The organism is Streptomyces sp. Ag109_O5-1, from assembly GCF_003814875.1.
GTDB classification, from domain to species: domain Bacteria; phylum Actinomycetota; class Actinomycetes; order Streptomycetales; family Streptomycetaceae; genus Streptomyces; species Streptomyces sasae.
The window spans coordinates 2,536,177-2,562,528 of record NZ_RKQF01000001.1; the positions used below are offsets into that span (position 1 = coordinate 2,536,177).

Annotated in this window: 22 protein-coding genes and 2 pseudogenes; 13 read left to right on the forward strand and 11 right to left on the reverse strand. The window is 70.4% G+C overall.

Going from position 1 to position 26,352, the window contains the following annotated elements; genetic code table 11:
• Positions 1-454 precede the first annotated feature (454 nt).
• On the forward strand, positions 455-697 hold the full coding sequence (locus tag EDD90_RS11335; RefSeq protein WP_123972894.1) for a hypothetical protein: 243 nt from the start codon (positions 455-457) through the stop codon (positions 695-697).
• A 210-nt stretch (positions 698-907) separates the two neighbouring features.
• Here EDD90_RS11335 and gcl read toward each other — a convergent pair whose 3' ends face one another.
• Positions 908-2,692, reverse strand: a complete 1,785-nt coding sequence (gene gcl, locus EDD90_RS11340; RefSeq protein ID WP_123972895.1) for a glyoxylate carboligase — start codon at positions 2,690-2,692, stop codon at positions 908-910.
• 220 nt (positions 2,693-2,912) lie between these two features.
• Here gcl and EDD90_RS11345 point away from each other — a divergent pair, with 220 nt between their 5' ends.
• Entirely contained in the window at positions 2,913-3,584 is a 672-nt protein-coding gene (locus tag EDD90_RS11345; RefSeq protein WP_123972896.1) for a hypothetical protein, read from the forward strand.
• Positions 3,585-3,657: 73 nt separating this feature from the next.
• Here EDD90_RS11345 and EDD90_RS11350 read toward each other — a convergent pair whose 3' ends face one another.
• Positions 3,658-5,271 carry an AMP-binding protein gene (locus tag EDD90_RS11350; protein ID WP_123972897.1) on the reverse strand — a complete coding sequence of 538 codons (1,614 nt, stop codon included), beginning with the start codon at positions 5,269-5,271 and terminating at the stop codon, positions 3,658-3,660.
• Positions 5,268-6,941, reverse strand: a complete 1,674-nt coding sequence (locus tag EDD90_RS11355; protein ID WP_123972898.1) for an AMP-binding protein — start codon at positions 6,939-6,941, stop codon at positions 5,268-5,270. Before EDD90_RS11355 ends, EDD90_RS11350 begins: the two co-directional genes overlap by 4 nt.
• A gap of 128 nt (positions 6,942-7,069) precedes the next feature.
• Here EDD90_RS11355 and EDD90_RS11360 point away from each other — a divergent pair, with 128 nt between their 5' ends.
• From EDD90_RS11360 to EDD90_RS11375, 3 genes are all read left to right on the forward strand, one after another.
• The gene (locus EDD90_RS11360) at positions 7,070-7,903 is read left to right on the forward strand and encodes a helix-turn-helix transcriptional regulator (RefSeq protein ID WP_123972899.1); all 834 of its coding nucleotides are present in this window, start codon (positions 7,070-7,072) and stop codon (positions 7,901-7,903) included.
• 167 nt (positions 7,904-8,070) lie between these two features.
• Positions 8,071-10,872 carry a helix-turn-helix transcriptional regulator gene (locus EDD90_RS11365; protein ID WP_123972900.1) on the forward strand — a complete coding sequence of 934 codons (2,802 nt, stop codon included), beginning with the start codon at positions 8,071-8,073 and terminating at the stop codon, positions 10,870-10,872.
• A 204-nt stretch (positions 10,873-11,076) separates the two neighbouring features.
• Positions 11,077-11,868, forward strand: coding sequence for a trypsin-like serine protease (locus EDD90_RS11375; RefSeq protein WP_123972901.1), 792 nt, complete (start codon positions 11,077-11,079; stop codon positions 11,866-11,868).
• A gap of 95 nt (positions 11,869-11,963) precedes the next feature.
• Here the strand turns inward: EDD90_RS11375 and dmpI are convergent, their stop codons facing one another.
• The 3 genes from dmpI to EDD90_RS11390 all read right to left on the reverse strand — a co-directional run bounded on the left by dmpI (position 11,964) and on the right by EDD90_RS11390 (position 14,547).
• The gene (dmpI, locus tag EDD90_RS11380) at positions 11,964-12,188 is read right to left on the reverse strand and encodes a 4-oxalocrotonate tautomerase DmpI (protein WP_260328720.1); all 225 of its coding nucleotides are present in this window, start codon (positions 12,186-12,188) and stop codon (positions 11,964-11,966) included.
• A 102-nt stretch (positions 12,189-12,290) separates the two neighbouring features.
• Positions 12,291-13,157 (reverse strand): LysR family transcriptional regulator, encoded by an 867-nt coding sequence (locus tag EDD90_RS11385; protein ID WP_123972903.1) that lies wholly within the window; start codon positions 13,155-13,157, stop codon positions 12,291-12,293.
• Positions 13,158-13,269: 112 nt separating this feature from the next.
• The gene (locus tag EDD90_RS11390) at positions 13,270-14,547 is read right to left on the reverse strand and encodes an IS701 family transposase (RefSeq protein ID WP_123972904.1); all 1,278 of its coding nucleotides are present in this window, start codon (positions 14,545-14,547) and stop codon (positions 13,270-13,272) included.
• 125 nt (positions 14,548-14,672) lie between these two features.
• Here EDD90_RS11390 and EDD90_RS11395 point away from each other — a divergent pair, with 125 nt between their 5' ends.
• Complete coding sequence (locus tag EDD90_RS11395; protein WP_123972905.1) at positions 14,673-15,320, forward strand: LysE family translocator; 648 nt, start codon at positions 14,673-14,675, stop codon at positions 15,318-15,320.
• Between the two features lie 16 nt (positions 15,321-15,336).
• On the opposite strand, the gene EDD90_RS11400 is transcribed toward EDD90_RS11395, so the two are convergent.
• Positions 15,337-16,443: a winged helix DNA-binding domain-containing protein gene (locus EDD90_RS11400; protein WP_123972906.1), complete on the reverse strand. Its 1,107-nt coding sequence runs from the start codon at positions 16,441-16,443 to the stop codon at positions 15,337-15,339.
• A 208-nt stretch (positions 16,444-16,651) separates the two neighbouring features.
• On the opposite strand from EDD90_RS11400, the gene EDD90_RS11405 reads away from it, so the two are divergent.
• Positions 16,652-17,824: a magnesium and cobalt transport protein CorA gene (locus tag EDD90_RS11405; RefSeq protein WP_123972907.1), complete on the forward strand. Its 1,173-nt coding sequence runs from the start codon at positions 16,652-16,654 to the stop codon at positions 17,822-17,824.
• 285 nt (positions 17,825-18,109) lie between these two features.
• Here EDD90_RS11405 and EDD90_RS11410 read toward each other — a convergent pair whose 3' ends face one another.
• The gene (locus tag EDD90_RS11410) at positions 18,110-19,138 is read right to left on the reverse strand and encodes a tyrosine-type recombinase/integrase (RefSeq protein ID WP_398928506.1); all 1,029 of its coding nucleotides are present in this window, start codon (positions 19,136-19,138) and stop codon (positions 18,110-18,112) included.
• A pseudogene (locus EDD90_RS11415) lies at positions 19,135-19,425 on the reverse strand (transposase); the annotation flags it as partial. The gene EDD90_RS11410 and the pseudogene EDD90_RS11415, both read right to left, overlap by 4 nt.
• On the opposite strand from EDD90_RS11415, the gene EDD90_RS58990 reads away from it, so the two are divergent.
• From EDD90_RS58990 to EDD90_RS11425, 3 genes are all read left to right on the forward strand, one after another.
• Positions 19,334-19,729 carry a DUF5372 family protein gene (locus tag EDD90_RS58990; protein ID WP_185149041.1) on the forward strand — a complete coding sequence of 132 codons (396 nt, stop codon included), beginning with the start codon at positions 19,334-19,336 and terminating at the stop codon, positions 19,727-19,729. The pseudogene EDD90_RS11415 and the gene EDD90_RS58990 overlap by 92 nt on opposite strands.
• 139 nt (positions 19,730-19,868) lie before the next feature.
• Positions 19,869-21,086, forward strand: a complete 1,218-nt coding sequence (locus EDD90_RS11420) for a recombinase family protein (RefSeq protein WP_123972908.1) — start codon at positions 19,869-19,871, stop codon at positions 21,084-21,086.
• Positions 21,019-21,924 carry a helix-turn-helix domain-containing protein gene (locus EDD90_RS11425; RefSeq protein WP_123972909.1) on the forward strand — a complete coding sequence of 302 codons (906 nt, stop codon included), beginning with the start codon at positions 21,019-21,021 and terminating at the stop codon, positions 21,922-21,924. Before EDD90_RS11420 ends, EDD90_RS11425 begins: the two co-directional genes overlap by 68 nt.
• Before the next feature lie 7 nt (positions 21,925-21,931).
• Here EDD90_RS11425 and EDD90_RS11430 read toward each other — a convergent pair.
• Positions 21,932-22,873 (reverse strand): annotated as a pseudogene (locus tag EDD90_RS11430) (IS256 family transposase); the annotation flags it as partial.
• 319 nt (positions 22,874-23,192) lie between these two features.
• Positions 23,193-23,885, reverse strand: coding sequence for a MerR family transcriptional regulator (locus tag EDD90_RS11435; protein ID WP_123972910.1), 693 nt, complete (start codon positions 23,883-23,885; stop codon positions 23,193-23,195).
• Between the two features lie 174 nt (positions 23,886-24,059).
• Between EDD90_RS11435 and EDD90_RS11440 the strand changes: the two genes are divergently transcribed.
• From EDD90_RS11440 to EDD90_RS11450, 3 genes are read left to right on the forward strand one after another with little or no spacing between them, the layout of a single operon-like run.
• Complete coding sequence (locus EDD90_RS11440) at positions 24,060-24,674, forward strand: DUF6230 family protein (RefSeq protein ID WP_123972911.1); 615 nt, start codon at positions 24,060-24,062, stop codon at positions 24,672-24,674.
• A 47-nt stretch (positions 24,675-24,721) separates the two neighbouring features.
• A complete protein-coding gene (locus EDD90_RS11445; protein ID WP_123972912.1) occupies positions 24,722-25,180 on the forward strand; it encodes a DUF6114 domain-containing protein in 459 nt (152 codons plus the stop codon).
• Complete coding sequence (locus EDD90_RS11450; RefSeq protein ID WP_123972913.1) at positions 25,173-26,324, forward strand: hypothetical protein; 1,152 nt, start codon at positions 25,173-25,175, stop codon at positions 26,322-26,324. The genes EDD90_RS11445 and EDD90_RS11450 overlap by 8 nt, the downstream gene beginning before the upstream one ends.
• The last annotated feature ends 28 nt before the right edge of the window (positions 26,325-26,352 follow it).

Genomic DNA, 26,352 nt, shown 5'->3' on the forward strand with positions numbered 1-26,352 from the left:
CAGACCGCCGAGAGGAACAACCCAGCCGGTTTCCACGCCGCCGGCCGGGAGTACGGCGAACGCGTGGAGGAATCGGTCCGCGCCCTGGGCGCGGACCGACCCGAACGGCCCGCGCGCCGACGGACGGCCCGAATGAGGGGTGGCCGGCCGGATGTGCGCGGGCGCGGCAAGGACCGCGGCGGTGTGCGAGCCAGTGCGGTGGTGGAGGAACGGTGCGCCCGTCTCGACGAGAGGGACGGACGCCCCGGCTCCGTCGCACCCGCCGCGGTCCCAGCCGTCCCTCTCCCCCGGAACCCCGTCCGGCGGCGCGAACGACCTGTCGCGCCCAGCCTCGCGCCGTCGGACGGCCACCACCGAGGAGAGCCCCATGGATGCCCCGAGCGCCGGATGCGGAAACCGTCCGCATCCGGCGCTTCGGCGTGCACATCCGCCCTCGCCGCAGGAGGCTGAAGGCATGACAGCACACCCACCGACAGAGTTCCCCCGCATCGTCGTGCACGCACCGGCCCTGGACGGCTCCCGGCGGGTCACCGAGGGGGACGTGACCCTGGGGATCGCCTCACACCTCGACGACGTGGTCGAGATCCTGCGGATGGCGGATCTGGACCGCATCGAGGTCGAGGAGAGCGACCTCATCGAGTGGCAGGGCGGCGGGCCGGACGACTGGCCCGGGCTGAGCGAGCATCTTGAGAGCTGACCGAAAGCCGACGAACCGGAGCGAAGGGGGTGGCGAAACCTCAAATAAAGCTCTGAACGGTGTTCAGGATGCTTCAACCGCCCCAGCCAGGGGGCATATTCACGGCACACGGTGCCTGCCGGCACGGGGGCGGCGGGCACCGTGTCATCCACAGCGCGAAGCGGGCGGCCCGTCCCCCGGGACGGGCCGCCCGCTCTCGTCCGCGCCGGCTCAGACCTTCAGCGTCCTGATCGACGTCGGCGCATGGCCGGGCTCGGTCGCGATCTCCTCGAACTCCACGACGTTCGAGATGTCGTTGGTGGTCGACATGGAGATGTTCGTGACCCGCTCCAGGATCGCCTCGACGACCACCGGCACCCGGTGCTCCGCCGCCAGCTTCTTGGCCTGCTCGAAGGCCGCGCCCAGCTCCGCCGGGTCGGTCACCCGGATCGCCTTGCAGCCCAGCCCCTCGGCCACCTTGACGTGGTCGACGCCGTAGACGCCCAGCTCGGGCGAGTTGATGTTCTCGAACTCCAGCTTGACCTGGAAGTCGATGTCGAACGCCCGCTGCGCCTGACGGATCAGGCCCAGGTAGGAGTTGTTGACGAGGACATGGACGTACGGGATCTTGTGCTGCGCGCCGACGGCCAGCTCCTCGATCATGAACTGGAAGTCGTAGTCACCGGAGAGCGCGACCACGGACGCCTCCGGGTCGGCCTTCGCCACGCCCAGCGCGGCCGGGACCGTCCAGCCGAGGGGACCCGCCTGGCCGCAGTTGATCCAGTGCCGGGGCTTGAAGACATGCAGCATCTGGGCGCCGGCGATCTGCGAGAGGCCGATGGTGGAGACGTACCGGGTCTCCGGACCGAAGACCTTGTTCATCTCCTCATAGACGCGCTGCGGCTTGATGGGGACGTCATCGAAGTGCGTACGGCGCTGGAGCGTCGCCCTCTTCTCCTGAGCCGCGACCGCCCACCGCGAGCGGTCGGGGAGGCCGCCCTCGGCCTTCAACTCCCTTGCCGCTTGCACGAACAGCTCCAGAGCCGCCTTCGCGTCGGATGCGATGCCGTAGTCCGGGGCGAAGATCCGGCCGATCTGGGTCGGCTCGATGTCGACGTGGACGAACGTCCGGCCCGCCGTGTAGACGTCCAGCCTGCCGGTGTGCCGGTTGGCCCAGCGGTTGCCGATGCCGAGCACGAAGTCGGACTCCAGGAAGGTCGCGTTGCCGTAGCGGTGCGAGGTCTGCAGGCCCACCAGGCCGGCGTTCAGTTCGTGGTCGTCGGGGAGGACGCCCCAGCCCATCAGCGTCGGGACGACCGGAACACCCGTCAACTCGGCGAACTCGGCCAGGAGTTCGGCAGCGTCCGCGTTGATGACCCCGCCGCCCGCGACGATCAGCGGGCGCTCGGACGCGTTCAGCATCCCGATCGCCTTCTCGATCTGGGCGCGGGTCGCGACGGGCTTGTAGACCGGGAGCGGCTCGTAGGTCTCCGGGTCGAACTCGATCTCGGTGAGCTGGACGTCGATCGGCAGGTCGATCAGGACGGGGCCGGGCCGGCCGGAGCGCATCAGATGGAAGGCCTGCTGGAAGACGCCCGGGACCTGGGCGGCCTCCAGCACGGTGACCGCCATCTTCGTCACCGGCTTGGCGATGGCGGCGATGTCGACGGCCTGGAAGTCCTCCTTGTGGATCACCGCGGTCGGGGCCTGGCCGGTGATGCAGAGGATCGGGACGGAGTCGCCGGTGGCCGAGTACAGGCCGGTGATCATGTCGGTGCCTGCGGGGCCGGACGTGCCGATACAGACGCCGATGTTGCCGGGGTGGGTACGGGTGTATCCCTCGGCCATGTGGGAGGCACCCTCGACATGGCGGGCGAGGGTGTGGTGGATGCCGCCGGAGGCCTTGAGCGCCGCGTAGAAGGGGTTGATCGCCGCGCCGGGCACACCGAACGCGTCGGTGACGCCCTCGCGCTTGAGGATCTCAACTGCCGCGCGGGCAGCGGTCATTCGAGCCATCGAGAACTCCTGCTTTCGACTGTCGGATGCCTGCTCCCGGCGCGCCCCGCGGTGAGCACGATTCCGTATTGATTCAGTTACTTATTCCGTATTGCGGAAACTAACTTCTACGATCTGAAATCAATGTAGGTGTGGGGGCGAACGTCGTCAAGGGACGGACAACCGGGGCGCGGCAGGAGCACGATGGGACCGCCGAACCGTCGCGACGCCTGAGGTGGCCATGTCCGAGAGCGTGCCGGTGCACTGTCCGGCCTGCCGGCGCGAGCACGTCTACTCCGCGCCGTCGTATCCCTGCGCCTGCGGCGCCCCGGTCACCCCGTGCCTCGACGACGCGGCCGAGCCGACCCCGGTGGCGCACCGCGCCTGGGACGAGGACTGGGTGACCGTGAGCTGCGGCGCCTGCGGTCGCCGGGACCAGTGGCCGCAACCGGAACTGGGCTGCCCGTGCGGGGCGGTGCTACGCGTCCCGGTCGCCGGCACCGGGTCCGCGCCCCCGTCGGACCCCGAGCCGCGGCCCGCCTTCCGTCCCGTCACGATCCGTACCGCCCGGGACGCAGTCACCGCGGCCGCGCTCTATCTGCGCTGGCTCGGCTACCGGGACATCCGCCGCGCGGGCGAGCGGCCGCCGTCCGGCATCGGCCTGGCCGCGCGCGGGCTGGTGGCCCACGTGGACCCGACCGTGCGGCCGGCCTCGCGGCGGGACGTGGAGTGCCTGTGGCTGACGGCGATGACGGAGGACTCCGGTTGTGTGTACTTCTCCCTTGCGGGGTACGCCGAGGACGCCCGCGAGTGCGCTGAAGCGCTGGGGATACCGCTGTTCGTGCTGGACCTCACGGGGGCGCCGCAGGCGGTGAACCCCCTTGCCGATGAAATGGACGCCGAGGGCGCGTGAGCAACTGCGGGCCGGTGGGGGCCGGTCGCGCCCACGCGGCGGTAGCCGCATATCGAATACAGCCCCGCGCCCCTTACGGGGCGCTGTACGCCTCCCTCAGCTCGATCTTCCGTACCTTCCCCGACACCGTCATCGGGAAGTCCTCCAGGATCTGGATCCTGCTCGGCACCTTGTAGTGCGCCAGTCGGCCCTCGCAGAACGCCCGCAGTTCCTCCAGGGTGAGCGGGTCGGCCGGGTCGTGCGGGATGACGCAGGCCAGGACCTCCTCGCCGTACCTCTCGTGCGGCACGCCGACCACCTGGACGTCACGGATCTTGGGGTGGGCGTAGAGGAACTCCTCGATCTCGCGCGGGTAGATGTTCTCGCCACCCCGGATGATCATGTCCTTGATCCGGCCGACGATCTCGACGTACCCGTCCTCGCGCATCGTCGCGAGGTCACCGGTGTGCATCCAGCGCCCGGGGTCGACCGCCTCCGCGGTCTTCTCGGGCTCGTTCCAGTAGCCGAGCATCACGCTGTAGCCCCGGGTGCACAACTCGCCTGCCGTGCCGCAGGGTTGGGTCACCCCGGTGGCCGGGTCGACGACCTTGACCTCCAGGTGCGGGAGCACCCGGCCGACCGTGCCCGTGCGGTGCTCCAGGTCGTCGTCGACCCGGGTCTGGAGCGAGACCGGGCTCGTCTCGGTCATGCCGTAGCAGATGGAGACCTCCGCCATGTGCATCTCGGCGACCACCCGCTTCATCACCTCGACCGGACAGGGCGAGCCCGCCATGATCCCGGTGCGCAGCGACGAGAGGTCGTACGACGCGAAGTCGGGGAGGTTCAGCTCCGCGATGAACATGGTCGGGACGCCGTACAGCGAGGTGCACCGCTCCTGCTGGACGGCCTCCAGGGTGGCCCGCGGTTCGAAGGACGGGGCCGGGATCACCATGCAGGCGCCGTGCGAAGTGGCGGCGAGATTCCCCATCACCATGCCGAAGCAGTGGTAGAAGGGCACCGGGATGCAGATCCGGTCCTGCTCCGTGTAAGAGATCAACTCCCCGACGAAGTAGCCGTTGTTGAGGATGTTGTGGTGGGAGAGGGTGGCACCCTTCGGGAAGCCGGTCGTTCCCGAGGTGTACTGGATGTTGATGGGGTCGTCGCAGGACAGCTCGCTCTTGCGGACCCAGAACTCCTCGTACAGGTCGGGCGTCCCGCGCCGGAGCAGCACGTCCCAGCTCGGGTCGCCGATGTACACGGTCTCCCGCAACTCCGGGCAGTTGCCCCGCACTTCCTCAACCATCGCCTGGTAGTCGCTGCTCTTGTGGCTGAGGGAGGCGAACAGCAGGGAGATCCCGGCCTGGTTCAGGACGTACTCGACCTCGTGGGTGCGGTAGGCGGGGTTGATGTTGACCATGATCGCGCCGATCCGGGCGGTGGCGTACTGCACCAGCACCCACTCGGCGCAGTTGACCGCCCAGATGCCCACCCGGTCGCCCTTGGCGACCCCGCTGGCGAGCAGCGCGTACGCCAACCGGTCCACGTCGGCCGAGAATTCGGCGTAGGTCCAGCGCCGCCCGGAGGGCACGTCCACGAGCGCCTCGCGGTCCGGCCAGGCCGCGACGGCCCGGTCCAGGTTGGCGCCGATCGTGTCACCGAGCAGGACGGTGCCGCTGGTGCCGTGTGTGTACGAGAGTTCGGCGGTCACCGGAAGTCCTCCTCGCGGTACTCCTCGGCCGAGCCCGCCGCCGTGGCCTCGCGCAGCTCGATCCGCCGGATCTTGCCGGACACGGTCTTCGGCAGCGGGGCGAACTCCAGGCGCCGGACCCGCTTGTAGGGCGCGAGGACCTGGCGGGAGTGCTCGAACAGCACCTTCGCCGTGTCCGGGCCCGGCTCCCAGCCCGCCGCAAGGACGACGTACGCCTTGGGCACGGCCAGCCGCAGCTCGTCGGGCGCCGGTACGACGGCCGCCTCGGCCACCGCCTCGTGCTCCAGGAGCGCGCTCTCCAGCTCGAACGGGCTGATCTTGTAGTCAGACGCCTTGAACACGTCGTCGGCCCTGCCCACGTAGGTGATGTAGCCGTCCTCGTCCCGCGAACCGATGTCCCCGGTGCGGTAGTAGCCGCCGGCCATCGCCTCCGCCGTACGGTCCGCGTCCCCGTGGTAGCCGGTCATCAGGCCCACCGGCCGCGCCGACAGGTCGAGGGCGATCTCGCCCTCCTCGGCCCCCGGCGCGCCCGACACCGGGTCGAGCAGCTCCACGCGGTAGCCCGGGCTCGGGCGGCCCATGGAACCCGTCTTCAGCGTCTGCCCCGGGCTGTTGGAGACCTGCACGGCCGTCTCGGTCTGCCCGAACCCGTCCCGGATGGTCACGCCCCAGGCCCGCCGCACCTGCTCGATCACCTCGGGGTTGAGCGGCTCGCCCGCCGCCACCACCTCACGGGGCGGGGTCCCCAACTGGCCCAGATCGGCCTGGATGAGCATCCGCCACACCGTCGGCGGGGCGCAGAAGGAGGTCACCCCGTGCCGGTCCATCTCGGCCATCAGGCGGGCCGCGTCGAAGCGCGTGTAGTTGTGGATGAAGACGGTCGCCTCGGCGTTCCACGGGGCGAACAGGTTCGACCAGGCGTGCTTGGCCCAGCCCGGCGAGGAGATGTTGAGGTGCACGTCACCGGGCTGGAGGCCGATCCAGTACATGGTGGCCAGATGCCCGATCGGGTACGAGGTGTGGGTGTGCTCGACCAGCTTGGGGCGGGCGGTGGTGCCCGAGGTGAAGTAGAGCATCAGCGGGTCGTCGGCCAGCGTGGGCCCGTCCGGCACGAAGCCGGCCGAGGCGGCGTACCCGTCCTCGTACGCCTCCCAGCCCGCCACCGGCACCCCGCCCACCGCGATCCGGGTGTACGTCCCCGGCACGTCGTCGAACTTGGCGGTGTCCTCGGCGCGCACGAGCACGTGCTTCACCCGGCCCCGGTCGACGCGGTCGCGCAGGTCGGCCGGGCCGAGCAGCGGGGTGGCCGGGATGACGACGGCGCGCAGCTTCATCGCGGCCAGCGCGGTCTCCCACAGTTCGGCCTGGTTGCCGAGCATGACGAGGATGCGGTCCTCGGGCTCGACGCCCCGCGCGCGCAGATGGTTCGCGACCCGGTCGGAGCGCTCGGACAGCTCCGCGAAGGACAGCTTCGTCTCGGTACCGTCCTCCTCGACGATGTGCAGGGCGGTACGGTCGTTGCCCTCGGCGATGACGTCGAACCAGTCGAGCGCCCAGTTGAAGTGGTCCGGACGCGGCCACTCGAAGCCCTCGTAGGCGGTGGCGTAGTCCGCGCGGTGTTCCAGCAGGAAGTCCCGTGCCCTGCGGAAGTCCTCCGTCGCCCTTGTCATCAGCGTCCTCCTCAGTACCGGACCATTGCCGGGCGGCTCTCTGGCATCGTGTAATCCGTGATGCAGGTCTCACTACCCCCGAACGGGGGTGTGGACAGCACAGGGCCGGGGTCGAAGGGGCAATACAGGTGGCAGCAGAGGTCGCGGGGGCGGTGGAGATACGCGGTGCGCTGGCCAGACTCCGGCGCACCACCGGGCTCCCCATCGCGTTCGGCGGGCTGGTCGAGGCGGGCCGGCCGCAGATGCGGATCAGCGAACTCAGCGGCACCAACACGATGTCTCTGCGCTCGCTCGCGGTGACCTCGGGGAACGGGCTGGGCGGCAAGGCGGTCGCGCTGGCCCGCCCGTGCGCGGTCACCGACTACTCCGTCTCCCGGCAGATCAGCCACGAGTACGACATCCCGGTGGCGGTCGAGGGCATCCGCTCGGTCCTCGCGGTGCCGGTGGTGGTACGGCGCCGGGTGCGGGGCGTGCTGTACGGCGCGCTGCGCACCGCCCAGCCGCTGGGCGACCGCACGCTGGGCGCGGCGGTGGCGGCGGCCCGGGACGTGGAGCAGGCGCTGGTCGTGCAGGACGAGGCGCGGGGGCTGCTGGTGGCGGCCCGGCCGGAGCCCGCCGTCGTACCGGATCCGGGAGCCGCCTGGGAGCAGGTGCGGGAGGCGCATGCCGCGCTGCGGGCGCTGGCGCCGCGGCTCGCCGACCCCGGGCTGCGGGCCGAACTGCTCGCCGCCTGCGGGCTGTTGACCGCGCCGGTCCCGGCGGCCGAGACGGTCCTGGCACCGCGTGAACTGGACGTTCTGTCCTGGGTGGCGGCCGGTGCGACCAACGCGGCGGTGGCCGAGCGGCTGGGGCTGCGGCCCGAGACGGTCAAGGGCTATCTGCGCTCGGCGATGCGGAAGCTGGGCGCCCACACCCGGGGGGAGGCGGTGTCGGCGGCTCGTCGGACGGGACTGTTGCCGTAGCTCGGACGGGGGTTGTTGCCGTAGCGGAGGGGACCCATTCCATTCATGCGGACACGCTTTGAATTTCCGGCTGCCGAGGCGCTGTTATTTCCCTCACCACGCCGTTCGGCCGAATTTCAGGGTTCATTGCCTAGAATTTGGCTGGGACACGACACACGAGGGGAGCGGTGACCGTGCGACGGGACTTCCAGGAGCCTGCCAGATGCCGCCCCGATCTGGTCATCGGCCGGACGGAGCTGGTCGCGGCGGCCCGGGAACAGCTCGCCTCGGGCGGCAGCGTGCTCCTGCACGGGCCCGCCGGAATAGGTAAATCGACCGTCCTGCGGGCACTGGAGACGGAATACGCCGGCGCCGCCCGTACGGTGTTGCGCTGCTCCGCCACCGAGTCCGAATCCCACCTTCCCTTCCTCGCGCTCGCCGACCTCTTCGGGCTCGTCCTCGACGAGGTCGCGCCCCACCTGCCCGGCGCCCAGCGCACCGCCCTGGAGTCGGCGCTCACCGGCCGCGGCGAGTCCACCCTCCAGCGCGACGGCCTCGCCCTGCGTCTCGCCGTGCTCTCCGCACTGCGCGCGCTGGCCGCCGAAGGCCCGGTACTGATCGTCGCCGACGACCTGCAGTGGCTGGATCCGGCCAGCGCCGAACTCCTCGGCTTCGCCGCCCGCCGGCTCGGCGGCACCCCGGTCCAACTGCTGTGCGCGGTCCGCACGGAGGGCCAGGAGTACGACCGTCACCTGCGCGCATCGCCGCCGGACACCGTCGCCGTACGCCTCGGCCCGCTCAACCGCAAGCAGGTCTCCGAACTGCTCGACCACCGCGGGCACGCCGGGCTGACCCGTTCCACCGTCCGGGAGATCCACCGCACCAGCGGCGGCAACCCGCTGTTCGCCCTGGAACTCGGCCGCGCCCTCGCCGAGAACGCGACCCCGCCCCGCCCCGGCGAGCCCCTGCCGGTGCCGACCTCGCTGCGCGCCCTGGTGCTCACCCGCCTCGACATGCTCTCCGTAGAGGCCCGCCGCACCCTCCTCGTGGCCAGCGCCGGGGCGAGACCCACCCAGGCGCTGCTGCACGCGGCAGGCCGGGAGAACGCCGAGGCGGAGTGCGCCCAGGCGGCCGAACTCGGGCTGCTGGCCACCGAGCCGGAGGGCCCGGCCGTACGCTTCGCGCATCCCCTCATCTCCGCCGCGCTGTACGCCGAGGCGCCCGCCCAGGAGCGCCGGGCCGCGCACGCGGCGCTGTCGACGGCCGCCTCCGACCCGATCGAGCGGGCCCGCCATCTGGCCCTGGCCACCACCGGCACCGACCCCGAGGTCGCCGCGCGGCTCGCCGAGGCGGCGACCCAGGCCCGGGACCGGGGCGCGCCCTCGGTGGCCGCGCAGATCGGGCTGCTCGCCGCCCGGCACACCCCCGGCGACAACGTGCCCGGCCCGGACGAGCGCCGGCTGCAGGCGGCCGAGGACGCGACCAGCGCGGGCGAGGTCGACCTCGCCCAGGACATCGCCCGCGAGGTGCTCAACCACGCCACCCGTCCGGCGGACCGGGTACGGGCCTGGATCCTCGTGATCGACTCGGCCGGCCACACCATGACCGAGGTCGACGCGGCCTTCCCGCACGCCCTCGCCGACGCCGGCGACGACCCCCGGCTGCTCGGCCTGGTCCACTACCAGCTGGCCTGGCGGTCGCTGATCGTGGAGGGCGACTTCACCGAGGCCCGGCAGGCGGCCGCGCACTCCGCCGACCTCGCGGCGCGCGGCGACGACCGGCGCACCGAGCTCCTCGCGCTGTCCCTGCAGGCCCAGGTCGAGACCCTGATGGGCCATCCGGCCGCACCCGCCACCATCAAGCGGGCGCTGAAGGAGCCCCAGGACCCGAACGTGTCGTGCCATCACAACGGGGCGGGCAGCGCCCGGTTCCGCTGGCTGGTGATGGGCGACCAGCTGGCCGAGGCGCGGGCCACGGTCACCGCGCTGCTGCGCGAGGTGCGCCGGCGCGGCCAGGTGGAGAGCGAGGTCCACTTCCTGCGCGGGCTCGCCGAGACCGAACTGCGCTCCGGGCACTGCGGACGGGCCCTCGACCTGGCCCGGGAGGGCCTGCGCCTGGCCCATGACTGCGGGATCGGCGAGACCGCCTCCGCGATGCTCACCTCACTGGCCGAGGCCTCCGGCGGAGACGTGGACCGGGGCCTGGCCCTGGCCCGGGAGGCGGTGGAGCACGCCGAGCAGGACGGCGACACCGTGTACCTCTCACGGGCCCTGGGCGCACTCGGATACGCCCAGTTGGTGGCCGGCGACCCGGCGGGCACCGTCCGCTCGCTGCGCCGGGTGCGGGAGCTGGAGCAGAGCCTCGGCATCACCGACCCGGCCCGCGGCCGCTGGCAGGGCGACCTGGCGGAGGCACTCGTCCGGGTGGGTGAGACCGCCGAGGCGCAGGACGTCATCGACGTCACCCGGGAGCACGCGCTCAGACTCGGCCGGGAGAGTGTGCTCGCCGTGCTCGACCGGGCGGAGGCGCTCGTCCGGGCGGCGCGCGGGGAGCACGACGCGGCCGTGGCCCAGCTGACCTCGGCCCAGGACCGGTTCGCCAAACTGGGCTACGGCCTGGAGGAGGCACGGGCCGCGTTCGCGCTGGCCTCGCTGCGCGACCGGCGCTCCCCCACCGCGTTCGACGAGGCCACCCGGCTGTTCCGGCGCTGCCGGGCGCTGCCCTGGCTGCGCCAGGTGGACGAGGCCGTCTCGGCACCCGAACCCGCCGTCGAGGCGCCGGCCGAGCCGGCCGTCCTGGAGGGGCTGGCCGCGATGGAGCGTCAGGTCGCCGCGCTGGTCATGGAGGGCGCCACCAACCGGGAGATCGCCGCTCGCCTGTTCATCAGCGTCAAGACGGTGGAGGCGACGCTCACCCGCGTCTACCGCAAGCTGGGCATCCGATCGCGCGTGGACATAGTCCGTTTGGCGGCGGGGCGACGCGCGAAGTGAGAGCGCTCCCGGTTAAGTGAGGGGGACCGAGGGTTTTCCCTCCCCCATCCCCCTAGGGGGTTCCCTCATTGGGAGGGTGGGGTTCCGGGTCCTAGCTTATGGATGTGCCGCTCGCCCGGGCATACGGGGGTCGGTCCCGCGACCCCCGTGCTGCACCCCCCACACCCGCGCGACCCCCACCGGCAACCCCCACTGAGGAGACTCATGTTCGGGCCAAACCGCGCAAGAAAGACCGCCGCCACGCTCGTGGCGACGGCCGCCGCCGCAGCGACGGCGCTGATCGCGTCCCCCACCGCGTCAGCCGCCCCCCAGCCGATCGTCGGCGGCACCACGACCACCACCACCGCGTACCCGTTCATGATGCAGATCACGGACGCCTCGGGCAGCCAGTTCTGCGGCGGCACCCTGGTGTCGGCGACGAAGGTGGTGACCGCCGCGCACTGTATGGAGGGCGAGTCCACCAGCAGTGTCCGAGTGGTCGGCGGCCGCACGTACCTGAACGGCACCAACGGCACGGTCAGCAAGGTCAGCAAGATCTGGATCAACCCGGACTACACGGACGCCACCAACGGCGACGACGTGGCCGTCCTGACCCTGGCGACGTCGATGTCGTACACCCCGGCGTCGTACGTCTCCGCCTCGGACACGAGCGTGTACGCGGCCGGCACCACGGCCCGCATCCTCGGCTGGGGCACCACCTCGGAGAACGGCAGCTCCTCCAACCAGCTGCGGACCGCGACCGTCCCGATCGTGTCCGACTCGAGCTGCAAGAGCTCCTACGGTTCGGACTTCGTCCAGACCGACATGGTTTGCGCCGGATACACGTCCGGCGGCACAGACACCTGCCAGGGCGACAGCGGCGGTCCCCTGCTCATCGGGGGCGTCCTGGCAGGGATCACTTCCTGGGGAGAGGGGTGCGCGGAGGCCGGTTACCCGGGTGTCTACACCCGGCTGACCACCTTCTCGGACCTGGTGACCACGCAGGTCAACTCGTGACCCAGAAGATCTCCTGAGTACAGCTCAGGTGAGAAACCGGGGGGCGTTGCGGGCTTCCACGAGCAGCCCGCAGCGCCCCCTATCCATGCGTGCGCCTACTTGTCGGCGGTGAGCGTCCCGGCGGCGCCCCAACTGTCCGCCGGGACCTCGTGGATCCAGACCTGAACGGTCTCGGCCGGGATCTTGTACGCGTCGACGAAGGCGTCGGTGACCCGCCTGACGAGGTCCCGCTTGAGCTCGGTGTCGCGGGGACCCTGCTGGATGGTGACGATCGGCATCGCTGAACTCCTCCGAGTGCGTTTCCTGTTCGGTGGATCCAGTCCATCGCAGGGTACGTCCGCGACCAAGAAGCAGATCGCGACGGCAGCGATCAGCTTTGGTGATCGATGCTCCTGGCCGGCTTTCGCGATCGGCCTTCCCGGTCAGCTTTCGTGATCGCCGCAGGCCAGCAGGAGGGCGTCCAGGTGCGCGGACGCTCCGGCGGCGGGCACGGCGAGGCCGGTCGCCAGGGCCAGGCCCGGTGCGCGGAACGGCACGAAGGCCACCCGGGGGCTGTGCAGCACGCGCGCGTGGGACGCGTACACCACCGTCCACAGCGGGCGGGTGCCGATGCTGGCGAGGGTGTCCTGGAGGGAGCCGGGCGACGGTCCGGGCAGCGGCTCGAAGCCGGCCTCGCGGCAGGCGCCGACGACCAGATCGACGAGGGCGGGGTTGGTACGGCGCTCGGTGAGCGCGAGCGGCAGCCCGGCCAGCTCGTCGACGCCGATCTCCGGGCGGGCGGCAAGGGGGTGCGAGGCGGGGATGGCGGCCACCAGGGGGTCGGGCCACAGGGGATGCACCCGTACGCCGGGCACGGGTTCGACGGCCCGTACGAACGCGGCGTCCAGCTGCCCGCCCGCCACCCGGGCCAGCCGCTCGGCCGCCGGCAGCGAGTACAGCTCGACGGGCACGTCCGGCGCACGGCGCGCGAACGCGGCCAGCACGCGGTCCAGGTGCGTGCCGAGCCCCGTGCTGGTGCCGAGCCTGAGCCCGGCCGGCGGGGCGACGGCGGCCCTGGCCTTCTCCGCCGCCGCCAGCACGGCCCGCGCCTCGGGCAGCAGCCGCTCCCCCGCGCCGGTGAGCCGGACCCGGCGCGGCGAACGGTCGAACAGCTCGGCGCCCAGCTCCCGCTCCAGCCGCTGTATCTGCATGCTCACCGCGGACTGCACGATGTGCAGCCGTTCGGCCGCCCTGCCGAAGTGCAGCTCCTCGGCGACGGCGACGAAATAGGTGAGTTGCCGCAGTTCCATGGCCCGACTCTAGTAGGACTCCGTTAGGTTGCTCTGGCTCTCAGGTTTGGGCTGGTGGTGGATGTTCTGGGCAGGGGGCGGTGGCAGGTGGTGCAGGTGCCGGTCCAGCAGTTCAGCAGGTCCTGGATGGCGTCGAGGATCTGGTAGAGGGTGAGTCCGGTGTATCGGCTTTTGGGGCCAGGCGCTGTTCGGTGAGGAACGCGTGGGCTGCGGTGACCAGGGTGACGTGGTGATGCCATCCGTTCCAGGAGCGGCCCTCGAAGTGGTCCAGGCCGAGGCCGTGCTTGAGTTCCCGGTAGTCGTGCTCGATGCGCCAGCGGATCTTGGCCAGGCGGACCAGTTCAGCCGGCGGGGTGTTGGCGGGCAGGTTGGACAGCCAGTAGTCGGTGGGTGCTTCGGCGCCGTCTGGCCATTCGACCAGCAGTGTGACCTCGGTCAGGACACCGTCCCAGTGGCCGTGTTCGGCGGTGGCGGCGGCCTGGGCCAGGCGACGGGCCCTGACCCCGGCCGGCCGCACCCGGAGCGTCAGGAAATGCGAGCGCATCGGCCCGCGGGAGCCTTCACGCCAGGTCACCTCGGTGAACGCCTGCCGCCCATGGCCGGCCGCGAGCGCGGCCACCGCAGACGGCTTGTCCCGGTAGCGGGGCTGCGGCTTGCGGCCGTTGCCCGACCAGGCCGGGGCGGTGGGCTGCGCGTCGTGCGGGTGGACGGTCACGTCCGAACGGATGGCCACGACATAGCCGATGCCCCGCTCGCTCAGGCCGTCGCGGAAGTCGGCGTTCTGCCCGTAGCCGGCGTCGGCCACCACCACCGGCGGCACCAGGCCCCACCCGGCCAGCTCGTCGATGGTGTCCAGGGCCAGGCGCCACTTCTCCCGGTGCCCCACCTCCTGCGGTATCCCGGTCTTCTGCCGCCGTACCGGATCGTCCGCCCACTCCTCGGGCACGAACAACCGCCACTGCAGCGGACAGGACGCGGCATCGGAGACCGCGTGCACGCTCACCGCGACCTGGCAGTTGGCCCGCTTGCCCAAAGCGCCGCAGTACTGGCGCGCGACCGCCACCGACATCCGGCCGTCCTTGGGGAACGACACATCATCGACCGCCCAGGCAGCCGGGCCAATCTGCGGCACCATCCGCTGCGCGATCCGCCGCCGCACCGGCACCGGATCCCAGGTCGACTGGTTCACGAACTGCTGCAGGTTCTGCTCATTGCCGTCCGGCAGCCGTTCCGCCATCGGCTGGATCGACTTCCGCCGCCCGTCCAGCATCAGTCCCCGCAGATAGCAGTCGCCCTTCGCCCGCTGATCCTTGCGCGGCACCGACGCGAACACATCAGCTACGAATAACGCCAACTTCGCCCGAGCACGGTTCACTTCATGTGCGTCCACACCCTCACCATGCCCCCAAACAGCACCGCGAGACAGACCTAACGGAGCACTACTAGAGGCCCTGTTTGAATGTGCTCCGAACGGGCGGCTGTGTTCCGAAGGGCGGCGCGGGAGGAATGATGCAGATGGTGTCCACGGACCGGATCCTGGCCTTTGCCGCGATGTCGCTCCTGGTCATCGCGATCCCCGGGCCGAGTGTGCTGTTCGTGATCGGCCGGGCGCTGGCCCACGGCCGCCGTACCGCCGTGGCCACCGCGGTCGGCAATGTCTTCGGCTCGTATCTGCTGGTGGTGGCGGTCGCGTTCGGCATCGGCTCGCTGGTGGAGCGCTCGGTGACGGTGTATCTGGCGGTCAAGCTGCTCGGCGCGGCCTACCTGGTCCACCTCGGTGTCCAGGCCTTCCGGCACCGCAAGGAGCTCAAGGCCTCGGCGATCCGGCGGGTCCCGGCGGGCGTACCGCGCGGCGATCTGCGCACGCTCCTGGACGGCGCCCTGGTGGGTGCCACGAACCCCAAGGGCGTGGTCTTCTTCGCCGCGGTCCTTCCCCAGTTCGTCGACCACACGGCCGGCCGGGTCCCCGGTCAGATGCTGCTGCTCGGCCTGGTCCCCATCTCGATCGGCCTGGTCACGGACACCCTGTGGGGCCTGACCGCGTCGGCGGCCCGCACCTGGTTCGCCCGCTCGGACCGGCGGCTGTCACTCGTCGGCGGCGCGGGCGGCATGGCGATGATCGGCCTGGGTGTGACGGTGGCGGTGACGGGTCGGGCGGACTGACTGACTGACTGAGGTATCACTGGGCTGCTACGACCGTCCCGAACCGGATGTCGTACGGCGTCCCCGGGTGCATGACGGCCAGCATCCGCTCCCCCTCCTCCTTGATGCCGTCCTGCTCGGCCCGGCTCGGTCGCCCGAAGGTCTCGACGACCAGCGCGTCCTCCTCCAGCTTCCACACGCCCGCCAGAAAGCCGTCGACGAGGAGGGTGCGGAAGGGCTGGTTGCCCCGCCAGGCGCGGCCCCAGTACTCGGGCGGTACGACGCGGGTGCGGTCGGCGTGCGAGAGGAGGAGGTTGTCGAACTCGGGGAGGAAACGGGGTGGCGCCGGCGTCTCCGGGTCCGGGCGGGGCGCGTCGGGCAGATCGAAGAGTTCGGCTCCGCTGTCGTCCCGGAAGGCGAGCAGCCGGGGCCGGAGCCGTTCGAAGACATCCCGGAGCCGGGTCAGTCCGGCCCAGGTCTGCATGTCCTTGACGGAGGCGGGACCGAAGGCGGCGAGGTAGCGCAGGACGGTGGCGTCCGGGGTGGGCGCGGGCTCGGCGGGGCGGCCCAGCCAGTGCTCGGCGGTGGTGAGAGCGACCTGGCCGCTGCGCCCCCACAGCCCGCGCGGGGTGACCTGGACGAGCGGCAGCCTGCAGCGGGCGGCGACGGCGAGGGACTGCGGATCGGCGTCCGGCCACTCGGCGCGCAGCGCCTGTCTCAGCTCGGCCATGGTGCGGGGCTCGGCCTCGACCAGGTCCCGGGCGAGCCCGGCGAGCCGGTCCAGGTCGACGCCGGCCAGCCCCGTGCGGAAGTAGGTCAGCTCCCGGTCCCGGGCAGGCTGCACGAGCGGGCGCAGGGTGAGAGCGTCGGCGGCGGTGTGGGTGTGGATGGTCGACCGCATGGTGACGATCCGGACCGCCTCCCGGTCGGCCATGGGTCGCGCGAGGTGCTCCGGGGCGAAGCCGTCGAGACGGGCGGCGAGGGCGTAGTACGGCGGCTTGACGTTCTGCGCCTGGAGGCCGACGAGGTGCGCCACGGCGTCCTGCGCCGACCGGGGAGAGCGGCGCAGCAGGAGCTGGCGGTCGAGGGTGGCGCGATTGAGGGCGCGGGTGCCGAGAACCGGGCCGGACGGCTTCTTCGTCATGCGGGCACGCTAACGCCGAACTAGGACAGATCCTGACCGCATCCCGCCCCGGTTCCCTCCCTGATTCCCTCCGCCGGACCCGTATGCCCCGTATATCCTGCACCAGGACTCACTGATCAAGCGTGATCCCTCGAACCGCGCTTGATCGCACGGTTCACACGGCTCACGCGGATCACACCGATGCAGACTCCACCGAGAGGCGGCCGCGATGTCGGAGCGACGCCCCAGCCCGGTCTCGAAGAACGCGGGGAACGGCCGGAGCGCCAGAAGGTCCGTCTGGCGCCGCGCCCTGCCACCGGAGCAGGACACGGCCGAACTGCCGGAGCCCGGGGCCGCGTCGGCCGTGGAGTCCGCCGAGCAGCCGAGCGTCGTGGAGGCGGCGCTGTACCGCGACGGGGTGCGCGTCTCGACGCCGGCGACCCTCGCGGAGACGTACCGCGAACTGCGCGACCAGCCCTCGGGCATGGCGTGGATCGGCCTGGCCCGCCCGACCTCCGGCGAACTCCTCTCGCTGGCCGCCGAATTCGACCTGCACCCACTCGCCGTCGAGGACGCGATGGAGGCCCACCAGCGCCCGAAGCTGGAGCGGTACGGCGACACGCTCTTCGTCGTCCTGCGCGCCGCCCGCTATCTGGACGCGCCGGAGGAGGTCGACTTCGCGGAGCTGCACGTGTTCGTGGGCCCGGACTTCGTGATCACGGTCCGCCACGGCGCGGCCCCCGACCTCTCGGCGGTCCGCAGCCGTATGGAGGACTCCCCCGACCTCCTCAAACTCGGCCCCGAGGCGGTCCTGTACGCCATACTCGACGCGGTGGTGGACGGTTACGCCCCCGTCGTCGCCGGCGTCCAGAACGACATCGACGAGATCGAGACGGAGGTCTTCCGAGGCGAACCGGAAGTATCCCGCCGTATCTACGAACTCTCCCGCGAGATGGTCGAGTTCCAGCGCGCCACCCGCCCCCTGGTCGGCATGCTGCACGGCCTGATGGCCGGCTTCACCAAGTACGAGACCGAAGAGGAACTCCAGCGCTACCTCCGCGACGTGGCCGACCACGTCACCCACATCAGCGAACGCGTGGACGGCTTCCGCCAGGCCCTCACAGAAATCCTCACGGTCAACGCGACCCTGGTCACCCAACAACAGAACGCAGAGATGCGGGCGTTGGCGGAAGCAGGCTTCGAACAGAACGAGGAGATCAAAAAGATCTCTTCTTGGGCGGCGATTCTGTTCGCTCCGACGCTGGTCGGAACGATCTACGGCATGAACTTCAGAGAGATGCCAGAGTTGCACTGGGTACTCGGATACCCCTTCGCCATCGTCCTGATGGCAGTCGTATGCACCAGTTTGTACTTCATCTTCAAGCGGAAGGACTGGCTCTGAGTAACCGATCGACGGGGGCCTGCGCCAGGGCCTCGCGGGAGCCGAGGCAGTCGCCAGAAGGACCGCCCAAGGCCGCTGGGGAGAATCTGGGGAGAATGAGATGTGCTCCGCGTCGGCCGGTTCTCCCCGCCGCGGGCCAACGGTCTCGCCGAACCTTGGGGCGTCAGCACTAACAGCGGATGCCGAACATCACGCAGGGTAATCGCACCTCCGGACCGGAACGCCGAAGAGGGGCGCAGCAAGTGCTGCGCCCCTCTTCTCGCAGGCGTCCAAGTAGCGTGCCCGCTACCCGGCCTGGACGGCCCGGGCGCTTCGGTTGAGGAGTGCGTCGATGGCACCGCGCCCCTTCCCGCCGGCCTCGGGCATGAAGTGGGCGTAGAAGTCGAGGGTGATGGTGGGGGTCGAGTGGCCAAGCGACCGAGCGAGCGTGACCACGGACTCGCCCGCTTCCAGAATGACCGAAGCGTAGGTGTGCCGCAGCACGTGGAAGCCGTCCTTGCGAGACGCCGTCCAGCGTTCCCCCGCATTCCGCACCGGGATGACGCCGGCCGCGGCGAGAGCGGGCTTCCACACCTCGACATTGAAGATGTTCGCCCGGATGGCGTTGCCGTACGTCGTGGTGAGAATAAGCGGGAACTTCTTCCTCTCCCGGTCACCCTCCGGACCGCCCCAGGGCAGCTCCACCTCGACGGCAGGGTACTCAAGGAAATACTCGGCCAGCGCCGAGGCAACCGAGGGAGGCATGTCGACGACGCGCGTCTTGCCGCCCTTCGGCAGTGTGAAGTACAAGCGCCCATGCAGGAGCTGCACCTGCCGGCGGATACGCAGCGCCCCTCGGGCGAAATCGACATCCTCCGGTGACAGCCCGAAGACCTCCCCCTGCCGCAGCCCACAGCCCAGCGCGACCACCGCAGCGATGCGGTAACGCGGGCCGATCGCGTCCCGAACCCGCAACGCTGTCTCCAACGGCCAGGCTTCCCGCTGGTCCTCCGGCGCCTTCGGCCAGCGCACCGACTTGGCCCGCATCGGATTACGCACGAGACGCTTGTCATCGATAGCCGTCTCGAAGATGTTCGAGAGCGACGTGAGGATCTGCCGTGCGTAGCGCGGCGCGCACTCGCCCTCCAGCGCGGCGACGTACCCCCGCAAGACCGCCGGCGTGATGTCGCGCAGGGGAACCATGCCAAGATGCGGTCGGATGTGCAGGCGGACCCGCTCGTCGATGCGCTTGACCGTACCTGGCGCGCCACGGACTCCCGTCTGCCAGAAGCGGGTCTGTGTAGCAAACGGTGGAACTCGGTCGGTTTTGTTCAGCGGCGTCCGGCGGTGAGCCGGCCGTCGAAGGTGATGTCGAAGGCTTGGAGTGCTCCCTTCCAGCGCATGGTCCAGCGTTTGCGTCCGGTGCCGGTCGGGTCCAGGCTCATGACGGCCAGGTAGAGGCATTTGAGGGCGGCCTGGTCGGTGGGGAATTGTCCCCTGGCCCGGACGGCCTTGCGGATCCGCGCGTTGATGCTCTCGATCGCGTTGGTGGTGCAGACGATCTTGCGGATCTCGACGTCGAACTGGAGGAAGGGAACGAACTCCGCCCAGGCCGCCTCCCAGAAGACATCGCATAGTGCCCCTCTTCATGGTGTTTCTGAGGACACTTTGCTGGTCACGCATCCGTTCCATCCATTGTCGGGGCGCCGGTTGCGGGTGTGCCGCATGGTGCGTCGCTCCAGCGGTCTGGTGTTCATCTGCACCGCCGTTGACGGAGTGACGGTGACGCTTCCGCAGGGGTGGACAGACCGCGGCCCCGCTCCGGACGGGCACCGGCTTGCGACGACCGGGCTCGGTGCGCTGTCTGCGCTGGTGGAAGCCCTCATGAGCCGTGGCGTCGGGCCGGGAGACGGAGGATCGTCGTGAAGGGCGCCCTCCGTATTGCGGCCTTGGGTGCCCGAGCAGCGGTGACGGGTGGTGACCACGTTGGAGGACTGGAGCCGGAGCGTCGTGCTGCTGGTGGCGAACATGGTCGAGTCGTGCTTGCGCGGACAGGCGGGTGTCGATGAGCGGACTGCAGAAGATCACGTCCTCGCACCGGTCGAGACTGGCGCTGATCTATGTGCGCCAGTCGACCCTGCTGCAGGTGCGGGAGAACACCGAGTCGACCGCCCGCCAGTACGGACTGGCCGACCGGGCACGGGAGTTGGGCTGGGCACGGTCCGACATCGGCGTCGTCGACGCCGACCTGGGCACCTCGGGCCGGTTCTCCGGGCTGCGGGCCGGATTCCAGCAACTGGTGGCCCGGGTCTGCCTCGGCGAGGTCGGCGCGGTCTTCGGGCTTGAGGTCTCCCGGCTGGCCCGCTCCTCGGCCGAGTTCGGACGGCTGCTGGAGTTCGCGCGCCTGACCGACACCCTCCTGATCGACGCTGACGGCGTCTATGACCTGGCCGATTTCAACGACCGTCTCGTCCTTGGTCTGAAGTCCACGATGAGCGAGGCCGAGCTGCATATCCTGGCCGGACGCCTGCACGGCGCCCGCAAGGCCGCCGCCGAACGCGGTGAACTACGCCTGCCACTGCCCGTCGGCATGGTCTATGCCGACGACGGCACCATCACCGTGGACCCCGACGAAGAAGTACGGACGGCGGTCGCGGACGTCTTCACCCTGTTCGACCAGCACGGCTCCGCCCTCAGGGCGGTCCGCGCCTTCGCCGGACGCCGCTTCCCGCGCCGTGACACCGGGGTGTGGGACGGCCGGCTGGGCTGGGGACGCCTCACCCATGGCCGGGCCGCCGACGTGCTGAAGAACCCGGTCTATGCCGGGGCATACGTTTTCGGCCGATCAACCAGCATCCGCAAGGTGCGGCCCGATGGCACCGTGGTCACCTCAGTCAGCCGCCGCCCTCGCGATCAGTGGGCCGTCCTGATCCCCGACCACCACGACGGCTATATCTCCTGGCAGCGCTATCTGCAGATCGAAGCGAAGCTGGCCGCCAACCGCACCCGCACCAAAGCAAGGCCGCCGCGCGAGGGGGTGCCGGTGTGTCAGGGCATCATCTTCTGCGGCTCGTGCGGCTTCCCGATGAACACCCGCTACCGGCGTGCGGACGGCACCGCCGACTACGTGTGCACCCGCGCCCGCAGCGACGCACTCCAGACCCCCGGATGCCACTCCATCGCCACTCCATCGCCGCCGCGCGGTCGACCCGCAAGTGGTCGACCTGCTGCTGGCCGCCCTCACCCCCGAGCAGGTTCACCTCGCCCTGGCCGCGGCCGATGAGGTCCACCACCGCCACCAGCGCTCGCACCGGGCCGCCGAACTCGCCGTGGAGCGGGCCCGATATGAAGCGGAGCGGGCCGAACGCGCCTTCAGCCAGGTCGAACCGGAAAACCGCCTGGTGGCCCGCTCGCTGGAGAGCCGCTGGGAGGCGAAACTTGCCGCGCTGGCCCAGGCCGAGACCGCGCTGGCCGGCCTGATCGCAGCCGAGCCGGCCCTGCCCGAGGCCGCGCGGCTGCGTGAGCTCGCCCGTGACCTGCCGGCCCTGTGGCAGGCGCCGACCACCACAGCCAAGGATCGCAAGCGTCTGCTGCGGACACTGATCGCGGACGTGACCGTGCGGCATGTCGATGACGCCCGTGCTCACATCGGGGTGCGCTGGCATACCGGTGCCGTCGACGAGATCACCTGCGACCGGCGTACCAACCGTAACCCCGCCCAGGCCGTCGACATCGTCCGTGAGCTGCTGGACGCCCGCACCGACGCCGAGATCGCCGAACACCTCAATAATCTCGGATTCACCACCGGCAACTGCCGCCCTTTCACCGTGAACTCGATCCGGCGCATCCGGGCCAAGTACGCGATCGGCTCCAGGCGCAACAACCCCACCGAACCCGGGGAGATCACCGTGCCGCAAGCCGCCCGGATCCTCGGCATCCACGAAGCCGCGATCTACCCCTGGATCCGCGGCGGCGAGATGGCCGCCCGCCAGGCACGACACCGCCGCTGGTGCATCGCCTGGGACAGCGACATTGAGGCGTACTGGAAACAGCGCGTGGCGACCTCCTCCCACCTCAAGCGGCAAGCGAACACCAACTACGAGACAGGACAGGCAGTATGAAGCCGACTTCCCAGAGCCGGACGATCGCCGGATACTTCCCGCCCCAGGCGTCGGTGAACTCCACGAACCGCTCCAGCGCGGCCTCCTCGGTCGGCGCGGTGTAGACGGGCCTGAGCGCCTTCGCGATCTTCTCCCAGTCCCGCCGGGCCGCGTAACGAAAGCTGTTCCGCAGCAGGTGAACGACACAGGTCTGGACGATCGTCGCAGGCCAGACGGTGTTCACGGCGTCCGGGAGCCCGGCCAGGCCGTCGCAGACCAGCATCAGGACATCGGCCGCGCCGCGGTTCTTGATCTCGGTCAGGACCTGGAGCCAGTACTTTGCGCCCTCCCCGCCGTCGCCGATCCACAGGCCCAGGATGTCCCGGTGTCCCTCGGCGGTGACCGCCACCGCCATGTAGACGGGACGGTTGGCGACCTGCCCGTCCCTGACCTTTACGTTCACACAGTCGATGAAGACGACCGGGTAGACGCTGTCCAGCGGGCGGTTCTGCCATTCCGTCATGCCGGCCATCACACTGTCGGTGATCGTGGAGATCGTGGACTTGGAGATTTCCGTGCCGTACACCTCGGCGAGATGCGCGGAGATCTCCCCATGCGTCAGCCCTTTCGCCGACAGCGACAGGACCATCTCGTCCACCCCGCCCAGACGCCGCTGCCGCTTCTTGACCAGCTTGGGCTCGAAGGACCCGGCCCGGTCCCGCGGCACCGCGATCTCGACCGGCCCCGACTCGGTGATCACGGTCTTGGACCGGTGCCCGTTGCGGTAGTTGTCCCGACCGCCCTCGGCCCGCTCACCGGGCTGGTGCCCCAGATGATCAGTGAGCTCGCCCTCCAAGGCGGACTCCAGCACCCGCTTGGTCAGCTGCTGCAGCAGGCCGCCCTCCCCGGTGAGCTTCACCCCACCGGCCTGAGCCCGGGCAACCAGCTCGGCGACCAGCCCGTCATCCATGGCGCTCGTCCCACTCACAGGGGCCTGCAGGGCCTCGGTGTCACTCGTCACGTCAGTCATCAACTGTCGCTTCCAGCTCGGGAGTTACACCGATCACCGTACAGACCCGTGCCACGGTCGGCATGGCGGGCTTGTGCGAGGACAGGTAGTCGGTCGCGGCCGATGAGGCAATGGCAGTCAGCAGCTCCGTGCTGATCGAGCCACCGACCTACTGGCCGGGCTCAGTCCCGTCAGCCGCCCAGCCGCAAGGACCCGCGGTCCTACTGCACGGAACGGCCGTCATGAAACTGCCGGCAGGGCGCCTGGTGGGCGCAGGGACTCACTCCCCCGGCTGCTCCCCCCGTCCGCACGCACGGCGGTCATGGCGACGATGGTTCGCGTCCTCCTGGGCCAGGCGCCGCAGAAGCCGGACGACGGGCTCGAACAGCGCGGTGAGGACAACCGCCCGCTCAGCCAGGGCGATACGGTCCTCGATCCCTTCGAACTGCGCGAAGTCGAGGTCCGCAGTGGCGGTGGCGAGCCGCGCATAGGGGATGAGGTCGGCGGCCGTGTAGTCGGTGCCGAGGCGGCTCAGCGCCGCGAGGCTCTCGGCGAGTGCAGGGCGGTGCGGTGACGCGTCGGAGATCTGCCAGCCCATGTTCTCGATCAGGGCCTCGACCCTCGCGCCGGCTCCGCCGGACACCCCTTCGGCGGCAACGCCCTCCCGTTCCCCGCCCTTCTTGTCATTCGTCTCCGCGGAAGGCACGGGCAGGGCGTGATGAACGACGCCCAGAGTCTCGAACGCGTCCAGCGGACGGTCGACGGCTTCGAGCACCTCGCGGGTGCGTGCGACGGACAGCCCGCCGAGCTGGATGAGGGAACGGATCAGACGGAGCCGCTGGATGTGCTCCTCGTCGTACTCGACCGTGGTGGGGTTCAGCGCGCGCCCCTCGGGGAGCAACCCCTCCCGTCGGTAGTACTTGATGGTCGCCACCGGCACCCCGGACCGCAGGCTGAGCTCTGAAATCCTCATGCGCTCCCTCACGCTCAACTGTCCCTCCAGTATCGCGTTACCAGGGGTTGCCCCGCCGAGCTCGATAGTGCCACTATCAGGCACTCGATAGTGGAGCTATCGAGCCCGTTCCGGTGTGTCCTTTTCCGCACCCGGGCCTCTTACCTCGCACGCCTCGACAACGGAGGGCCACGCATGTCCCAGCGCATCGGCAAGACCCACTGGAAGCGTTTCGCCATCGGTGCGGTGCCGACGGTGGCCGCCACGGCGGCGGTCGCCGTCTCCATGGCCCAAGGCGCGCTGGCCGCTTCGTTCAGCATCTCCGGTTCCGACTTCAAGGTCTCGGCCGGCTCCCTGAGCGGCAGCGGATTCGCCAACTACGCCACAGTGGACGTCGCCAAGAACGGCAAGCACATACCCGTCTCCGTCTCGGCCCTCGAGAACGCGAAGATCACCGACATGTGCCAGTCCGTGCCGGTGGACATTCCCGTCCTCGGCACCTACACCATGACGCTCGAGGCGGGCGGATCGGGTACGGCGGTCAAGGCCAAGGACCTCTACATCGACATGACCGACCTCCAGGCCACGTCCGGCACCTTCCACAACGTCGACATCGGCGTCGCCACCGGTTCCATCACCAAGGGCCAGGTCAACCCCAAGGACCACGTCGACCCCGACGGCTACGCACAGCAGGCGGACTCGATCGAGATCATCGACGCCCACCAGAAGGTCTGGGCCACCTCCGCCGGGACGTTCGAACTGGCCGGCCTGCACATGAACATCGCGGCCGGCCGCCACGACTGCTTCTGAGCCTCGCTCCCGCCCTCCCCACCCGTCCACGATCCGGGAGCTTCCCCATGACCAGTGCCGGCGCACCCGCGCACCCCCACAGTGACAACGGCTTCGCCAGCGCCCGCCGGGCCTTCCGGACCTGGCGGCGCACCCGCCCCTTCTGGGCGGGCCTGCTGGTGCTCCTGGCCGCCGCGCCGATCATCTACTTCCCGTACTTCAACCTCTCCCTGGGCGCCCTGTCCGTGGCGATGTCCACCACCGCGGGCGCGGGATCGCTGATCATCGGCCTGACGCTGATCGTCCTCGGCGGGCTCCTGTGGTTCCAGCCGATCATCAGGTTCTTCGCCGGATGCGTCGCCGTCTTCCTCGGTGTGCTGTCGCTCCCCATCTCCAACTTCGGCGGATTCTTCGCCGGCACCCTGCTTGCGGCCACGGGTGGACTCCTGGCTCTGGCGTGGGGCCCGGTGGATGCGCACACACCCCACGATGCCGTCCGCCCGGAGGGAGAGCCCGGGAATGGCTGATAAATCACCCGACATCCGCGAGGAGGCGCCAGAAGTCCGCTTCGTGCGGCCGTCGAAGAGCCGACATGCCGTTCCTCGGACGTCCACGCTGACCCGCCTGCGCCTGCCGCTCGGGAAGGCTCTCGCACTCACCGCGCTGCCTACCGCTCTCGTCCTGGGAAGTCAGCGTCCGGCCGCCGTCGACACGAGCGCCACCGCAGCGCATTCCGTTCCCGAGGAGGGGGCCGGCGGCGGCGTCGACTGCGCCCGTCGCGACGAGCCGTCACCCCGTGCCGCGGCGCCGACTCCGACCACCACTCCGAGCTCCCCCACGAGCGGCACATCCGTCGCACCGCCGGATCACATCGACGACCAGGAAACGAGCCCCGCCACGGCTCTACCCCCCTCGCAGAGCGCGAGCGCCGCCCCCAGCGGCCTCGTGGGCCTCCTCGGCTCCCTCCTCGGCGGCGACACCGAGCAGAGGAATCCGGCACCCGACGTCATCCCGTCACCGAAGTCGGCCGCTCCGACGCCGGCGGTGGCCCCAGAGCGGTCGGCCCCACCGTCCGCGCCCCACGCATCGCCCTCCCCCGACCACCGGGCCACCGATGCGCCGTCCCGGCCAGGACCCACCACCGGGGCCACCAGCACCTGCGACATCAGAGGTCTCAAGGCCCCCGAGGACACGAGCGCCGGTCGATTCGCCTCCGAGGCATGGAACATGAAGGGCAGCCGCCTCCGGCTGCGGGACGTCGTCTTCGGCGGCGTGGTCAGCGTGGACACGGCCGCCGGTCCCAAGCGAGTGCTCAAGTTCTCCGCGGCCGGTGTGACGATCCGCGACCTGAGGATGTCCGTACCCGTCGGCCCGCAGATCCAGCACATCGACGGAGCACCCGGCTCGACGTCCACGCTGCGTGGCGACCGCATCACGATGTACGTCGAGAGCCTGACGGGCACCCTCTCCGGCGCCGAGGGAATTCCCCTGCCTGCCGTCCTCCGCCTTCATCTCACGCCCGACACCGTTCCGGAGTGGCTCTACGACACGGTCGGGAAGCTCGGCCTCAAACTCCAACTCGACCTGGACGAGGCCGACATCGACCAGGCCGGACAGACGGGGGGAGAGCTCACCATCCCTGGGATCCACGGGTACGGCACGCCACGGTGAAGCCGAGGCCGTGCTGGGCTTGCGCCTC

Excerpts from the sequence above, each read along its gene's own strand:
- EDD90_RS11335 (WP_123972894.1), top strand. The coding sequence starts at position 455 with ATGACAGCACACCCACCGACAGAGTTCCCCCGCATCGTCGTGCACGCA.
- gcl (WP_123972895.1), bottom strand. The coding sequence starts at position 2,692 with ATGGCTCGAATGACCGCTGCCCGCGCGGCAGTTGAGATCCTCAAGCGC.
- EDD90_RS11345 (WP_123972896.1), top strand. The coding sequence starts at position 2,913 with ATGTCCGAGAGCGTGCCGGTGCACTGTCCGGCCTGCCGGCGCGAGCAC.
- EDD90_RS11355 (WP_123972898.1), bottom strand. The coding sequence starts at position 6,941 with ATGACAAGGGCGACGGAGGACTTCCGCAGGGCACGGGACTTCCTGCTG.
- EDD90_RS11375 (WP_123972901.1), top strand. The coding sequence starts at position 11,077 with ATGTTCGGGCCAAACCGCGCAAGAAAGACCGCCGCCACGCTCGTGGCG.
- EDD90_RS11385 (WP_123972903.1), bottom strand. The coding sequence starts at position 13,157 with ATGGAACTGCGGCAACTCACCTATTTCGTCGCCGTCGCCGAGGAGCTG.
- EDD90_RS11395 (WP_123972905.1), top strand. The coding sequence starts at position 14,673 with ATGGTGTCCACGGACCGGATCCTGGCCTTTGCCGCGATGTCGCTCCTG.
- EDD90_RS11400 (WP_123972906.1), bottom strand. The coding sequence starts at position 16,443 with ATGACGAAGAAGCCGTCCGGCCCGGTTCTCGGCACCCGCGCCCTCAAT.
- EDD90_RS11405 (WP_123972907.1), top strand. The coding sequence starts at position 16,652 with ATGTCGGAGCGACGCCCCAGCCCGGTCTCGAAGAACGCGGGGAACGGC.
- EDD90_RS58990 (WP_185149041.1), top strand. The coding sequence starts at position 19,334 with ATGCTCTCGATCGCGTTGGTGGTGCAGACGATCTTGCGGATCTCGACG.
- EDD90_RS11420 (WP_123972908.1), top strand. The coding sequence starts at position 19,869 with ATGAGCGGACTGCAGAAGATCACGTCCTCGCACCGGTCGAGACTGGCG.
- EDD90_RS11435 (WP_123972910.1), bottom strand. The coding sequence starts at position 23,885 with ATGAGGATTTCAGAGCTCAGCCTGCGGTCCGGGGTGCCGGTGGCGACC.
- EDD90_RS11440 (WP_123972911.1), top strand. The coding sequence starts at position 24,060 with ATGTCCCAGCGCATCGGCAAGACCCACTGGAAGCGTTTCGCCATCGGT.
- EDD90_RS11445 (WP_123972912.1), top strand. The coding sequence starts at position 24,722 with ATGACCAGTGCCGGCGCACCCGCGCACCCCCACAGTGACAACGGCTTC.
- EDD90_RS11450 (WP_123972913.1), top strand. The coding sequence starts at position 25,173 with ATGGCTGATAAATCACCCGACATCCGCGAGGAGGCGCCAGAAGTCCGC.